Origin of the sequence: Streptomyces sp. NPDC001848 (assembly GCF_042891915.1) — a bacterium.
GTDB lineage: Bacteria > Actinomycetota > Actinomycetes > Streptomycetales > Streptomycetaceae > Streptomyces.
On record NZ_JBIATP010000006.1, the window covers coordinates 218,758 to 232,555 of the forward strand.

Here is a 13,798-nt window from a genome sequence, read left to right on the forward strand (position 1 = left end):
CACCCGTTCGGGGCAACGCCGAACGGGCCAAGCGACGCCAACCGGCCGTCCCCCCGAGGAGGGAACGGCCGGCAGAAGGGTCCGCTGCCGGGCGTCAGCCGTTGGCGCAGGTGTTGCCGAACGCCGGGTTCAGCAGGCCGACGACGTCGATCGTGTTCCCGCACACGTTGACCGGAACGTGAATCGGGACCTGCACGACGTTGCCCGACAGAACGCCCGGGGAGTTGTCGGCGGCGGCGCTGGCGCCGCTGTCGGCGGCGGCGATGCCGGCGGTGCCCGCCACGGCCGCGGCGGCAACGGAGGTCAGGGCGAGGCCCTTCGCGATACGCGACATGGAGAGGTGCTCCTTGGGGATCGTCACAACAGCCGGGCGGAATGCCCGACGTTGAGTCAACTGCGATGCACCCGCCCGGGTTGCGCCTCCGATGGGGTGATGTCCTCAATTGCCGCGCTTCACCCCTGCGACCCACTTGACGGGTTTCGTACGCCGTAGGAGCCGGCGCATCGGGCCGTGGACGGGCGGTCGCCGCCGCGCCGTGCGAGCCGGTGTCGCGCACGGTCCCGGCCGGCCCTGCCCCCGTACAGGGCGGGCCGGATCCGCTGCGCCGGGTCCGGCCCGCGGTCCGCGCGTTCCCCCGCAGCGACCGCCGCAGCCCCACCCTGCCGTCAGGCGATCCTTCCGGTCTTGGAAAAATGCGCACTGTCGTTCGGTGAGAGGATCAGGCTCGTCGCCTCCCCCGTCATCCGGTCCGCCCCCGGCAGCCCGGACGGCGCCGTCGCGACCGCCCCGCGCGCCGCAGCGAACTCCCGGGGCGTGCAGCCGGTCATCGCCCGGAACTCCCCGCTCAGATGCGCCTGGTCGTAGAAGCCGCACAGCGCCGCGGTCTCGGCGGCCGACCGCCCGGAGGCGAGCAGCCGCCGCGCGCGCTGCAGCCGCAGCACCCGGGCGGCGGCCTTCGGACCGAGCCCGATCTGTTCGCGGAACCGGTTCTCCAACTGCCGTACGCTCCAGCCGACCTCCTCCGCGAGCCGCGCCACCGGCACCGCGCCTCCGCTGCGCCGCAGCAGCGACCAGGCGCGCACCACGCGGGCCGAACTCGGCGGCCCCGCCTGTGCCCAGCGCGCGAGCACGTCGTCCAGGAGTGCGAAACGGTCCGCCCAGCCGGGCAACGCGGCCAGCGCGGCGGCGAGTTCGGCCACGCCCGCCCGGCCGCCACGTCCTGCCGGACGCGGCAGGTCGTCCGGATGGACGGGCCGGTTGGTCAACTCGTACTGGGACGTTCCGAAGAGCGTGAACGCGGCCCATGGGGTGAGCAGCACCTCGATGCCGAAGATGCGGCCGTCGTGCTCGCCGACGGCCGCCGTGGTGTTCAGCCCGGAGTACACCGACTCCAGGGTCGTCGAGGGCCGGCCGGGGCGCCCGATGCGGACGGAGCCCTCGATGCCCAGCAGGAGCGTGGCCGCGCCGATGGGGGTCTCCAGGCGGCTGCGTGGGCCGTCGAGCGCCAGCCGGATCCCGCGGTAGCTGATCACACCGGGGCGCAGCCGGGGGTGCGGCCGTGCGACCACGGTCTCCCAACTGCCGCGCGGTCCGCGCCCACTCCGCGCCACCAGCCCGCTCGCCATGCACCCTCCCGGCACACCGGAAGCCACCCATGGTGCCCACCCACGACTGCCTCCGGAAGCCCACCGCCCTTGGATTCCCGAAACCACGTCAAGGTGTCATCCGAATGTCTGGACAAAACATTGACAGGGCTCCCCCGGCGCGGCTAGACCTGGGGAACAGCCGATGCGAAGGGAAACCGATGGAGGCCTACGACCTGATCACCATGGGCAGGATCGGCGTGGACCTCTACCCACTGCAGACCGGGGTACCGCTGCCGCAGGTGACGTCCTTCGGGAAGTTCCTGGGCGGTTCGGCGACGAACGTGGCGGTCGCCGCCGCCCGGCTCGGCCGCCGTACGGCGGTGATCACGCGCACGGGCGACGACCCCTTCGGCGCCTACCTCCACGAGGCGCTGCACGGCTTCGGCGTCGACGACCGCTGGGTCAGGCCGGTGTCCGGGCTGCCCACACCGGTCACGTTCTGCGAGGTGTTCCCGCCGGACGACTTCCCGCTGTACTTCTACCGGCAGCCCAAGGCGCCGGATCTCGAGATCGACGCGCACGAGCTGGACCTGGACGCGATCCGTGCCGCACGCGTCTTCTGGGTCACGGGCACGGGCCTGTGCGAGGAGCCCAGCCGCACCGCGACGCTCGCCGCGCTCGCCCATCGCGCCAAGGCCGGTACGACGGTCTTCGACCTCGACTGGCGGCCCATGTTCTGGCGTGAGCCGGCCACCGCGCGCCGGTTCTACGCCGAGGCCCTGCGCCACACCACCGTCGCGGTCGGCAACGTCGACGAGGTGGAGATCGCCACCGGTGAGCGCGATCCGCACACCGCCGCGCGCGCCCTGCTGGACGCCGGGGTCGAGCTGGCGGTGGTCAAACAGGGACCCAAGGGCGTCCTCGCGGTCAGCAGCACGGGTGAGTCGGCCGAGGTGCCGCCGCTCCCGGTGAAGGTCCTCAACGGCCTCGGCGCGGGCGACGCCTTCGGCGGGTCCTTGTGCCACGGGCTGCCGGCCGGCTGGGACCTGGAGCGGATCATGCGGTACGGCAACGCGGCGGGCGCCATCGTCGCCTCCCGCCTGGAGTGCTCCTCCGCGATGCCCACGGCCGACGAGGTGGAGGCGGCGATCACGGCGGGAGCGGTGCGGTGACCGCCGCGAACGACACCACCGCGCGCGTGCGGCACGAACAGGTCGCCACCGCGCGCGTGCGGCACGAGAAGGAACTGCCCGGCCCCGGGACGGTACCGTGCACATAGAGGACAAAACATAACAACTCCCGGGCAGGGACACCGTGTTCGCGGAGATGACCGACTCCGCACACGGGTCCGGGACGCCCGGGCACCGATCGCCTCCGGCGCGGGAGACCGCTTCGCCCTGGCAGGAGCGAAGTGCGAGCGCAGACTCCCCGCCCGCTACGGCCCCGCGCCGGAGGTCCGAGCGACGTACGGTCGAGACGTGCAGGGCGGCAGCGCCGTACCTCAGGTGCGGATCTGCTTCCACCCGGACCACACGGAGGGATACCGATGACCTCAACGACGAGGCTCACGGTCGCTCAGGCGCTCGTACGCTTCCTGGCCGCCCAGTACACCGAGCGCGACGGCATACGCCGTCGCCTGATCGCCGCCACCTGGGGGATCTTCGGGCACGGCAACGTCGCGGGCCTCGGGCAGGCGCTGGTCGAGTACCCCGACGCCATGCCGTACCACCAGGGCCGCAACGAGCAGGCGATGGTGCACGCGGCGGTCGGCTACGCCCGCCAGTCGAACCGGCTGTCCACGCACGCGGTGACGACGTCCATCGGGCCGGGCGCGACCAACCTGGTCACGGGTGCCGCCCTCGCCACGATCAACCACCTCCCGGTCCTGCTGCTGCCCGGTGACGTCTTCGCCACCCGCCCGGCCGACCCCGTCCTCCAGCAGCTTCAGGTCCCGCACGCCGGCGACGTGTCCGTCAACGACTGTCTGCGCCCGGTGTCGAAGTACTTCGACCGGATCACCCGCCCGGAGGCGCTGATCCCGGCCGCCCTGCAGGCGATGCGCGTGCTCACCGACCCGGTGGAGACGGGCGCGGTCACGCTGGCACTCCCGCAGGACGTGCAGGCGGAAGCCTTCGGCTGGCCGGAGGAGTTCTTCGCCGAGCGGACCTGGAACGTACGCCGTCCGGGTCCCGACCCGGTCGAACTCGGCGAGGCCGTCCAGGCGATCCGCGCCGCCCGGCGCCCGCTCGTGATCGCGGGCGGCGGTGTCCACCACAGCCGGGCCGAGGAGGCCCTCGCCGAGTTCGCCGGGGCCACCGGCATCCCGGTCGCCTCCACCCAGGCCGGCAAGGGCTCGCTGCGCTGGGACCACCCCCAGGACGTCGGCGGCATCGGCCACACCGGCACCGCGACCGCCGACGAGCTGGCCCGCACCGCCGACCTGGTCATCGGTGTCGGCACCCGCTACACGGACTTCACCACGGCCTCCGGCACTCTCTTCAGCGGCGAGGGTGTCCGCTTCCTCAACGTCAACATCGCGTCGTTCGACGGGCACAAGATGGGCGGGGTGCCGCTGGTCGCGGACGCGCGCAGCGCCCTGGAGGAGCTCACCGAGGCGCTGGAGCTGCACGACCACCGGGTCGATCCGGCGTACGTCACCGAGTACACGGAGGACAAGGAGCGCTGGGAGCAGCGCGTGGAGGCCTGCTTCGAGGCCGAGGAACCGGATCTGCGACCCACGCAGCCGCAGGTCATCGGCGCGCTGGACGCGGTGGTGGACGAGTCGGACGTCATCATCAACGCGGCCGGTTCGCTCCCCGGCGACCTGCACAAGCTGTGGCGGTCCCGCTCCCGCGACCAGTACCACCTCGAGTACGGCTACTCGTGCATGGGCTACGAGATCCCGGCCGCGATCGGGGTGAAGCTGGCCGCGCCGGAGCGGCCCGTGTGGGCGCTGGTCGGCGACGGCACCTATCTGATGATGCCGACGGAGATCGTGACGGCCGTGCAGGAGGGCATCGCCATCAAGGTGCTGATCGTGCAGAACCACGGCTACGCGTCCATCGGCGGCCTCTCGGAATCGGTGGGCGGCGAGCGGTTCGGCACCGCCTACCGCTTCCGCTCCGACGACGGCACGTACACGGGGCCGAAGCTGCCCGTGGACCTCGCCGCCAACGCGGCCAGTCTCGGGATGCGGGTGCTGCGCGCCAGGACCGTACGCGACCTGGGTGACGCGCTCGCCGAGGCGCGCGCCGCGCAGAGTCCCACATGTGTCTATGTGGAGACCGAAACCGCAGACACTGTGTCGGGCGCGCCTCCGGCGCAGGCCTGGTGGGATGTACCCGTGGCCGAGACCGCGACCCGGCCGCCCGCGGTCAAGGCGCGTGAGGTCTACGAACGGCACGTTGCCACCCGGCGCCGCCATCTGTGAAGGAGTTCTCGGGCATGACGAAGACCGTCAACCACTGGATCGGCGGCAAGACCGCTGAAGGCGCGTCGGGCACGTACGGGCCGGTGACGGACCCGGCGACCGGCGCGGTCACCACGAAGGTCGCGTTCGCGACCGTGGAGGAGGTGGACGCGGCCGTCGCCGCGGCCAAGGAGGCCTTCGCGACCTGGGGTCAGTCCTCGCTGGCGCAGCGCACCTCGATCCTCTTCCGGTTCCGGGCGCTGCTGGACGAGCATCGCGACGAGATCGCGGAGCTGATCACCGCCGAGCACGGCAAGGTGCACGGCGACGCGCTCGGCGAGGTGGCGCGCGGCCTGGAGATCGTCGATCTGGCCTGCGGCATCACCGTGCAGCTGAAGGGCGAGCTGTCCACGCAGGTGGCGAGCCGGGTGGACGTGGCCTCGATCCGGCAGCCGCTGGGCGTGGTCGCGGGCATCACGCCGTTCAACTTCCCGGCGATGGTGCCGATGTGGATGTTCCCGATCGCCATCGCGTGCGGCAACACGTTCGTGCTGAAGCCGTCGGAGAAGGACCCGTCGGCGTCGATCCGCCTGGCCGAGCTGCTCGCCGAGGCCGGGCTGCCGGACGGCGTCTTCAACGTGGTGCACGGCGACAAGGTGGCCGTGGACCGGCTGCTCGAACACCCGGACGTCAAGGCGGTGTCCTTCGTCGGCTCCACCCCGATCGCCCGCTACATCCACACCACGGCCTCCGCGCACGGCAAGCGCGTGCAGGCCCTGGGCGGCGCCAAGAACCACATGCTGGTCCTGCCGGACGCCGACCTGGACGCGGCGGCGGACGCGGCGGTCTCGGCGGCGTACGGCTCCGCGGGTGAGCGCTGCATGGCCATCTCCGCGGTCGTCGCGGTCGGCTCGATCGGCGACGAACTGGTGGAGAAGATCCGTGAGCGCGCCGAGAAGATCAAGATCGGTCCGGGCGACGACCCGACGTCCGAGATGGGCCCGCTGATCACGAAGGCGCACCGCGACAAGGTGGCGTCGTACGTCACGGGCGCGGCGGCGGAGGGCGCCGAGGTGGTCCTGGACGGCACCGGGTACACCGTCGACGGCTACGAGGACGGCCACTGGATCGGCATCTCGCTGCTGGACAAGGTGCCGACCACGGCGAAGGCGTACCGGGACGAGATCTTCGGCCCGGTGCTGTGTGTGCTGCGCGTGGACACGTACGACGAGGGCGTGGCCCTGATCAACTCCTCGCCCTTCGGGAACGGCACCGCCATCTTCACCCGGGACGGCGGCGCCGCCCGCCGCTTCCAGCTGGAGGTCGAGGCCGGCATGGTCGGCGTGAACGTGCCGATCCCGGTGCCGGTGGGCTACCACTCCTTCGGCGGCTGGAAGGACTCGCTCTTCGGCGACCACCACATCTACGGCAACGACGGCACGCACTTCTACACCCGCGGCAAGGTGGTCACCTCCCGCTGGCCCGACCCGGCCGACGCGCCGGCGGGTGTGGACCTCGGGTTCCCGCGCAACCACTGAGGCCGTACGGTGACCCGCCCCACGTGGGGCGGGTCACCGGCGCGTCCGGGCCCGGCTCAGCCCTGCCGCTCGGTGGCCTTCTTCAGCTGATCGGTGATGTCACCGGTCTGCGCCGCGGGCGGGGCCTTGATCGCGGCGGTGGCACCGAACTTCTCGAAGTCCATCGTCACCGTCGCGCTGCCGAACCGCTGCTTCATCCGGACCGGGAGGTCCTTGGCGCCGACCCAGATGTCCACGGTGATCGAGTCCGCGCCGCCGGTCAGCGAGCCGAAGGCGTTGTTCTTGTTGCCGTAGGCCTCCTTGAACTTGCCCATGTGCTCCCGGTCGACCACGGCCCGGTAGTGGGTCGTGCTCTGCCCGTCCACGGTCTCCTTGCCGAGGTCGTCGACGTTGTTGGCGTACTTCAGGCTTCTCATGGCGTCCGCCGGGCTGCCGCCGCCGGTGTTCCCCTGGAACGCCTGGGCGCCCTTGTCGCCGAACACGGCCGACGCGTCGATCTTCATCCACTCCTTGCCCTTGAGCGGGCCGGAGGGCTGTGGGTCGATGTCGTAGTAGTAGGCGCCGTTCACGAACACCATGCGGGTCTTCGCGGCGGCGTGCAGCCGCTGCATCCGGACGGCCTTGGTGTCCATCTCGACGTCGAACGCGAAGCCGTGGCCCCAGGAGTACGTGCCGTCCATGGCGATCGGGCCGGTCGTCGGCATCTCGGTCGTCATCCTGACCTCGGCGGACCCCACGTTCTCGGTCCGGTCGGTCACCCGCGCGAGCGTCGCCATGATCTTGCCGGCGTCGTCGACCGCCTTGGCCGCCGTCTTCGTGCCTTCTGTGCCACACGCGGACACCGCCATCAGCGCCGCCGCCGTGACCCCCACCCAGGCGGCGGTGTGTCGCAGTCTCATCTGTCCCACCCCATTGCTGTGATTCGGTTGTGAACGGCGACTCTAGCGGGACCCACTGACACGCCTGCGACAGGTTTTCGTGCGGCCGGAGCTGCGGCAGGTGTCCGGAGTCCGGACGAAAATCCGAGGATTTCGGCGCGGAAAGTACGGTTCCCGTACGCGCGCAAGAAGCCGAACCCACGGACCGATTGACCCCTGATTCAGTCGTCGATCGCTTTTATTCTGCGGATTTCGTAGGTGAACACCCATTGACGCAGCGGTTTTCGTCGGGGTTCGATGCGTCCGCCGGGAGCGGACCACAGCACGTACCACCGCGGCCGCCGGAGGCGAGAACGCTCCCGACCCCACCATGTCGCACGAGTCGATCGGAACCGCCCCATGACCGACACGCTCCGCCCTGTCGAGAACGCCGAGAACGCTCCCGTCCCGGCGTCGGGCAGCCCCCAGAAGCTCAAGCGGTCCATCGGTGTCACCGGCGGCACCCTGCTCACCCTGTCCTGCGTGACGCCCGCCTCCACGCTCTTCGTGGTCGTCCCCGACCTGTTCGGCTCGCTGGGCACCGCGACCGCCCTCACCATCGCGATCGGCTCCGTGCTCTGTATCGCCGTGGCGTTCTGCTACTCGGAGCTGGGCACCCTCATCCCCAGCGCGGGCGGCGAGTACGCGATGGTGTCGACGCTCGCCGGACGGCTCGCGGGGTGGCTGGTGTTCGTGCTGTCCCTGCTGGTCGTCATGATCGTGCCACCGGTGATCGCGATGGGCACGGCGGACTACCTGGCCCCGGTGGTGCACCTGGACCCGGCGATGACGGGCGCCGGGGTCATGCTCCTGGCCACCCTCGCCGGCCTGCTGGACCTGCGCGCCAACGCCTGGATCACCGGGATCTTCCTCGTCCTGGAGGTCGTGGCGGCGGGCGTCGTCGCGGTCCTCGGCTTCGCCCACGGCGAGCGCGGGATCGGCAGCCTGGTGTCCATGCAGGTGACCGGCGCGGGCGGGCACACGAACCACGTGACGGCCATGATGGTGGTCTCCGGCCTCGCCATCGCCCTCTTCGTCACCCAGGGCTTCTCGACCGCCGTCTACCTGTCCGAGGAGCTGGAGAACCCGCGCCGCACCGTCGCCCGCACCGTCCTCGCCACCCTCGCCATCTCCTCCGTCGTCATCCTGGTCCCGGTCGTCGCGATCACCATGGGCGCCCCCGACCTCAAGGCGCTGACCGGCGGCGACCTCAGCACCATGGTCACCGCCTGGTCCGACACGGCCGTCGGCACCTTCGTGAGCCTGTGCGTGGCGCTCGCGATCATCAACGCGGGCATCGTCATGGTCATCCAGAACTCTCGCGTGCTGTTCGCCTCGGCCCGTGACAAGGCCTGGCCCGAGCCGGTCAACAACGCGCTCGCCAAGCTCGGCCGGTTCGGCTCCCCGTGGGTCGCCACCCTCGTCGTCGGCGTCCCCGGAGCGCTGCTCTGCTTCGTCAACCTGGACACGCTGTACGGCGTCACGGGCGTCTCGGTGACCGGCATGTACCTGCTCGTCGCGGTGGCCGCGCTGCTGTCCCGGCGCGGCACGCACGCGACGACGCCGGCCTGGCGGATGCCGCTGTGGCCCGCGACGCCAGTCCTGCTGATCGCGGTCCTGGCGTACGTCCTCACCCAGCAGGAGGTGAGCTACCTGCTGTGGACGGGTGGCATCACGGCCGCCGCCACCCTGTACTGGGCTTTCTACCTCCGCCCGCGCCGCGCGACGCGCTGGCTGGTGTCGCTCCCGGAGGACGCGCGGGCGTAGCCCGCGGCCGGCTCAGCTGAAGTCCCAGGTCACCACGGAACACGTCCCCTCGTCCTTGCCGCCCGCGCTGCGATAGGCGGCAAGGGCGACGTCGTTCCCGGTGTCCACCGGAACCCACATGCCGTAGCAGCCGCGTTCACGGCCCAGTGCCGCGAGGCGCTCCACGAGCGCCCGCCCGATCCCCCGGCGCCGATACGGCTCCGCGACCGCCAGCTCGTACAGGAGCATCTCGGTGCCCTTGTCGGGGTGGGTCGTCTCGACGCCGCTGACGAACCCGACGGGGGTCGGCTCACCGTCCTCGTAGGCCAGAAGGAGATGGTGTCCGGCAGCGGTCACAAAGCGCTCGGCCCACTCCGAACGGACGGGGTGATCGAACAGGCACTCGGCTGCGGCGACTTCGGCGACGGTGGTGGCGCGGCGGATCTCCATGGGTCTTCGTACCACGGCTGCGGTACGCGGTGGCAGGCCCGTACGCCCGTAGGAGGGCCCGGGGTTCAGCCCGGCGGCTGCCGCGGTTGTCGGTGGTGGCCTTTACCGTGGACGCATGGATCTTCGACTGCCCGCGGTCCGGGGGCTGCACCGAGGGGCCGTGGCCGCCGCGGTCGCGGTCCTCCTCGTGCTGGCCGCTGTCGGGACGTGGACGGCCGTCGCGTCGGACGACGCGCCTGCGGTGCACCGCACCGACAGAGTCATGGGCATGGGCGGCGGAGTACGGATCGACACCTCCTTCTTCACGTCCGGATCCGGCGGCCGCCGCCCGGCCGTCCTGCTCGCACACGGCTTCGGCGGCAGCAAGGACGACATGACGGACCAGGCGGTCACGCTCGCCCGGCACGGGTACGCGGTGCTGACCTGGTCGGCGCGCGGCTTCGGCGGGTCCACGGGGAAGATCGGGCTGAACGACCCCAAGGGTGAGGTCGCCGATGTCTCCCGGCTCCTCGACTGGCTGGCGAAGCGGCCGGAGGTCCAGCTGGACAAGCCGGGAGATCCGCGCGTCGGCATGGCCGGCGCGTCCTACGGCGGGGCCATCTCGCTGCTCGCCGCGGGGTACGACCACCGGGTGGACGCCATCGCCCCGTCCATCACGTACTGGAACCTGGCGGACGCCTTGTTCCCGAACGGCGTGTTCAAGAAGCTGTGGGCCGGCGTCTTCGTGAACTCCGGCGGCGGCTGCGCGAAGTTCACCGCCGAGCTGTGCCGCATGTACGAGCGGGTCGCCGAGTCCGGCAAGCCCGACGCGCGGGCGCGCGCCATGCTCCAGGCACGTTCGCCGTCCGCCGTCGGCAAGGACATCAAGGTGCCCACCCTGCTGGTGCAGGGCCAGTCCGACTCGCTGTTCCCGCTCGGGCAGGCGGACGCGGCGGCCCGGGCGATCCGTGCCAACGGCGCCCCCGTGGACGTCGACTGGATCGCGGGTGGTCACGACGGCGGGGACATGGAGACGAGCCGTGTCCAGGCGCGCGTGACGGCGTGGTTCGACCGCTATCTGAAGGGCGCCAAGGGCATCGACACGGGGCCAGCCTTCCGGATCACCCGCACCGGCGGCATCGACTCCACGGACGGCGCGGCCCTGTTGAAGGGCGCGACCGGCTCCTCGTACCCGGGGCTGGAGAACAGGCAGCTGACGGTCGCACTCAGCGGCCGCGAGCAGCGCTTCACCAACCCGGCGGGCGCCAGCCCGCCCGCGATCTCCGCGCTCCCCGGCCTCGGCGGCTCCGGCGGACTCGCCCAGCTGTCGTCGCTGGGTGTGGGGGTGTCGCTCGACTTCCCCGGGCAGTACGCGCAGTTCGACTCACGTCCCGTGCGCCAGGGCCTGTGGATCACCGGCTCGCCGACCGTGACGGTGCACGTCACGTCGACGAGCGACGACGCCGTGCTGTTCGGGAAGGTGTACGACGTCGGCCCCGGCACGTCCCAGCCGGTGCTGCCCTCGCAACTGGTCGCTCCCGTCCGGGTGGAGGGCGCCAGGGGCGGCAAGGACGTCACACTGACCCTGCCCGCCGTCGACCACGAGGTGCAGAAGGGGCACCGGCTGCGGCTGGTCCTCGCCTCCACGGACCTCGGCTACGCCTCCCCGGCCGCGCCCGCCACGTACACGGTCTCCCTGAAGAGCGGCCTGAAGGTGCCGACGGCACCCGGCGTGACGACCGCGGCGGCCCCGCTGCCCTCCTGGGTGTGGTGGCTTCCGGTGACCGGGGCGCTGGTCGCAGTGGCCCTGCTGCTCACAGCCCGCCGCCGTACGACGGCACCGGCGCCCGACCCCGCGTTGGCGGACGTGCCCCTGGAGATCACCGGCCTGAGCAAGCGGTACACGAAGTCCGCCGACCGGTACGCGGTCAAGGACCTTTCCTTCCGTGTGGAGAAGGGCCAGGTGCTGGGCCTCCTGGGGCCCAACGGCGCGGGCAAGACGACCACGCTGCGCATGCTGATGGGCCTGATCCGGCCGGACGGCGGCGAGATCCGCGTCTTCGGCCATGCGGTACGCCCGGGTGCGCCCGTGCTGTCACGGGTCGGGGCCTTCGTGGAGGGCGCCGGCTTCCTGCCGCACCTGTCCGGCCGGGAGAACCTGGAGCTGTACTGGCGGGCGACGGGCCGCCCGGCGAAGGACGCACACCTGGACGAGGCGCTCGAGATCGCGGGGCTCGGCGACGCGCTGCAGCGCGCGGTGCGCACCTACTCGCAGGGCATGCGGCAGCGCCTCGCCATCGCCCAGGCGATGCTCGGCCTGCCGGACCTGCTGATCCTGGACGAGCCCACCAACGGCCTGGACCCGCCGCAGATCCGCGAGATGCGCGAGGTCGTGATCCGGTACGCAGCGAACGGCCGCACGGTCATCGTTTCCAGCCACCTGCTCGCGGAGGTCGAGCAGTCCTGCACCCACCTGGTGGTCATGGACCGCGGCCGACTGCTCCAGGCGGGCCCGGTCAAGGAGATCATCGGCTCGGGGGACACCCTGCTGGTCGGCACCGCCGCACCCGTCGAGGAGCCCCTCGTCGAGAAGGTGGGCGCGCTACCGGGCGTCGCCTCGGCGGTGCGCACGGAGGACGGGCTGCTGGTTCGGCTCGATGCGGGCGGCAGCGCGCGGCGGCTGGTCGCGGAGCTGGTGCGGCTGGACGTCCCCGTGGAGTCCGTGGGCCCCCACCGGCGTCTGGAGGACGCCTTCCTGACCCTGATCGGAGGTTCCGCATGAGTGCGCTCGCCGAGCGGGCGGAGACGGCCGACGGGTACCGGGCGCGGCGGACGCTGCCGCTGCGCGTCGAGCTCGTCCGGCAGCTGAAGCGGCGCCGCACCCTGGTGATGGGTGCCATCCTGGCCCTGCTGCCGTTCGTGCTGGTCGTCGCGTTCGCCATCGGCGGTGACCCGGGCTCGCGCAACGGCCGGGTCACGCTGATGGACACGGCGACCGCGTCGGGCGCCAACTTCGCCGCGGTGAACCTTTTCGTCTCCGCCGGGTTCCTGCTGGTCATCCCGGTGGCCCTGTTCTGCGGTGACACGGTCGCCTCGGAGGCGAGCTGGTCCTCGCTGCGCTATCTGCTCGCGGCACCCGTCCCCCGCGCCCGTCTGCTGTGGTCCAAGCTCGCGGTCGGACTCGGTATGAGCCTCGCGGCCATGGTGCTGCTACCGGTGGTCGCGCTCGCGGTGGGTACGGCCGCCTACGGGTGGGGCCCGCTGGAGATACCGACCGGCGGCTCCCTCTCCCCGGGCACGGCGGCTGAGCGGCTCGTCGTCGTGGTGGCGTACATCTTCGTGTCCCAACTGGTCACCGCCGGGCTCGCGTTCTGGCTGTCGACGAAGACGGACGCCCCGCTGGGCGCGGTGGGCGGCGCGGTCGGGCTGACCATCGTGGGGAACGTGCTGGACGCGGTCACGGCTCTGGGCCACTGGCGCGACTTCCTGCCGGCGCACTGGCAGTTCGCCTGGGCCGACGCGGTCCAGACCCGGCCGGAGTGGGCCGGCATGGTCCAGGGCACGGCGATCTCGGTGACGTACGCGCTGGTGCTGTTCGCGCTCGCGTTCCGCAATTTCGCCCGCAAGGACGTCGTCTCGTAGATCAGCCGAGGATCCCCGGAACACAGCGGCCGGGGAGCACGCGAAGGAGCGGCCCACCGCATCGTGCGGTGGGCCGCTCCTCGTGCACCGGGCTCAGCTGTTGTTCGTGCCGTTCGCGGAGAGGACCGGGATGTCCTCCAGGAAGTGCGACAGCGGCTCGTCGCCCTTGGCCTGCGTGGAGTTCTCGGTGCACTGCTGGTTCTGCGACGCCGACAGGACCGGGACGTCCTGCACGCCGATCGGCACGACGCCGACGAGCGAACCGGCGTTGACCTTCGCCGGCAGACCGACACAGGGCTTGTTCAACGAGCCCTGGATGAGCGCCATCTGGGGGCTCATGGCGCCATAGGTGGCCGAGTTGCCGTACTGCTGCGTCGAAGTGTTGCCGTTGGTGGACGTCGTCCCGGTGTCGTTGCCGACCGCCAGCGCCTGGGGAGCGGCCGCCGCCGACACACCCACCACGGAAGCAGCGACCGCCGCGGCGGCCATGAACTTCTTCATCACTTGCTAGTCCCTTCTGGAGAAACCCC

Annotated in this window: 11 protein-coding genes and 1 pseudogene; 7 read left to right on the forward strand and 5 right to left on the reverse strand. The window is 71.6% G+C overall.

Annotated features, from left to right (window positions below; all coding sequences use genetic code 11):
• Positions 1–94: 94 nt before the first annotated feature.
• Together chpG and ACFYZJ_RS14445 are read right to left on the reverse strand one after the other, a co-directional pair.
• Positions 95–334, reverse strand: coding sequence for a chaplin ChpG (chpG, locus tag ACFYZJ_RS14440; protein WP_181138935.1), 240 nt, complete (start codon positions 332–334; stop codon positions 95–97).
• Positions 335–666: 332 nt separating this feature from the next.
• The gene (locus ACFYZJ_RS14445) at positions 667–1,626 is read right to left on the reverse strand and encodes a helix-turn-helix domain-containing protein (protein ID WP_388567112.1); all 960 of its coding nucleotides are present in this window, start codon (positions 1,624–1,626) and stop codon (positions 667–669) included.
• A gap of 179 nt (positions 1,627–1,805) precedes the next feature.
• On the opposite strand from ACFYZJ_RS14445, the gene iolC reads away from it, so the two are divergent.
• The 4 genes and pseudogenes from iolC (at position 1,806) to mmsA (ending at position 6,534) form a co-directional block, all read left to right on the forward strand.
• A complete protein-coding gene (iolC, locus tag ACFYZJ_RS14450; RefSeq protein ID WP_388567115.1) occupies positions 1,806–2,759 on the forward strand; it encodes a 5-dehydro-2-deoxygluconokinase in 954 nt (317 codons plus the stop codon).
• A 121-nt stretch (positions 2,760–2,880) separates the two neighbouring features.
• Positions 2,881–3,044 (forward strand): annotated as a pseudogene (locus tag ACFYZJ_RS14455) (5-deoxy-glucuronate isomerase); the annotation flags it as partial.
• 89 nt (positions 3,045–3,133) lie between these two features.
• Complete coding sequence (gene iolD, locus ACFYZJ_RS14460) at positions 3,134–5,017, forward strand: 3D-(3,5/4)-trihydroxycyclohexane-1,2-dione acylhydrolase (decyclizing) (protein ID WP_388567117.1); 1,884 nt, start codon at positions 3,134–3,136, stop codon at positions 5,015–5,017.
• A 14-nt stretch (positions 5,018–5,031) separates the two neighbouring features.
• Positions 5,032–6,534: a CoA-acylating methylmalonate-semialdehyde dehydrogenase gene (mmsA, locus tag ACFYZJ_RS14465; protein WP_388567120.1), complete on the forward strand. Its 1,503-nt coding sequence runs from the start codon at positions 5,032–5,034 to the stop codon at positions 6,532–6,534.
• Positions 6,535–6,590: 56 nt separating this feature from the next.
• Here mmsA and ACFYZJ_RS14470 read toward each other — a convergent pair whose 3' ends face one another.
• A complete protein-coding gene (locus ACFYZJ_RS14470) occupies positions 6,591–7,433 on the reverse strand; it encodes a hypothetical protein (protein ID WP_388567122.1) in 843 nt (280 codons plus the stop codon).
• A gap of 378 nt (positions 7,434–7,811) precedes the next feature.
• Here ACFYZJ_RS14470 and ACFYZJ_RS14475 point away from each other — a divergent pair, with 378 nt between their 5' ends.
• Positions 7,812–9,218 carry an APC family permease gene (locus ACFYZJ_RS14475; protein WP_388567125.1) on the forward strand — a complete coding sequence of 469 codons (1,407 nt, stop codon included), beginning with the start codon at positions 7,812–7,814 and terminating at the stop codon, positions 9,216–9,218.
• Between the two features lie 12 nt (positions 9,219–9,230).
• Here ACFYZJ_RS14475 and ACFYZJ_RS14480 read toward each other — a convergent pair whose 3' ends face one another.
• Entirely contained in the window at positions 9,231–9,647 is a 417-nt protein-coding gene (locus ACFYZJ_RS14480) for a GNAT family N-acetyltransferase (protein WP_388567128.1), read from the reverse strand.
• A 115-nt stretch (positions 9,648–9,762) separates the two neighbouring features.
• Here ACFYZJ_RS14480 and ACFYZJ_RS14485 point away from each other — a divergent pair, with 115 nt between their 5' ends.
• Positions 9,763–12,408, forward strand: a complete 2,646-nt coding sequence (locus tag ACFYZJ_RS14485) for an alpha/beta fold hydrolase (protein ID WP_388567131.1) — start codon at positions 9,763–9,765, stop codon at positions 12,406–12,408.
• On the forward strand, positions 12,405–13,268 hold the full coding sequence (locus ACFYZJ_RS14490; protein ID WP_388567134.1) for an ABC transporter permease: 864 nt from the start codon (positions 12,405–12,407) through the stop codon (positions 13,266–13,268). The genes ACFYZJ_RS14485 and ACFYZJ_RS14490 overlap by 4 nt, the downstream gene beginning before the upstream one ends.
• A gap of 93 nt (positions 13,269–13,361) precedes the next feature.
• Here the strand turns inward: ACFYZJ_RS14490 and ACFYZJ_RS14495 are convergent, their stop codons facing one another.
• Positions 13,362–13,772: a rodlin gene (locus tag ACFYZJ_RS14495; protein ID WP_388567137.1), complete on the reverse strand. Its 411-nt coding sequence runs from the start codon at positions 13,770–13,772 to the stop codon at positions 13,362–13,364.
• Positions 13,773–13,798: the final 26 nt, after the last annotated feature.

Coding starts and splice junctions, on each gene's coding strand:
- chpG (WP_181138935.1), bottom strand. CDS start 334: ATGTCGCGTATCGCGAAGGGCCTCGCCCTGACCTCCGTTGCCGCCGCG.
- ACFYZJ_RS14445 (WP_388567112.1), bottom strand. CDS start 1,626: ATGGCGAGCGGGCTGGTGGCGCGGAGTGGGCGCGGACCGCGCGGCAGT.
- iolC (WP_388567115.1), top strand. CDS start 1,806: ATGGAGGCCTACGACCTGATCACCATGGGCAGGATCGGCGTGGACCTC.
- iolD (WP_388567117.1), top strand. CDS start 3,134: ATGACCTCAACGACGAGGCTCACGGTCGCTCAGGCGCTCGTACGCTTC.
- mmsA (WP_388567120.1), top strand. CDS start 5,032: ATGACGAAGACCGTCAACCACTGGATCGGCGGCAAGACCGCTGAAGGC.
- ACFYZJ_RS14470 (WP_388567122.1), bottom strand. CDS start 7,433: ATGAGACTGCGACACACCGCCGCCTGGGTGGGGGTCACGGCGGCGGCG.
- ACFYZJ_RS14475 (WP_388567125.1), top strand. CDS start 7,812: ATGACCGACACGCTCCGCCCTGTCGAGAACGCCGAGAACGCTCCCGTC.
- ACFYZJ_RS14480 (WP_388567128.1), bottom strand. CDS start 9,647: ATGGAGATCCGCCGCGCCACCACCGTCGCCGAAGTCGCCGCAGCCGAG.
- ACFYZJ_RS14485 (WP_388567131.1), top strand. CDS start 9,763: ATGGATCTTCGACTGCCCGCGGTCCGGGGGCTGCACCGAGGGGCCGTG.
- ACFYZJ_RS14490 (WP_388567134.1), top strand. CDS start 12,405: ATGAGTGCGCTCGCCGAGCGGGCGGAGACGGCCGACGGGTACCGGGCG.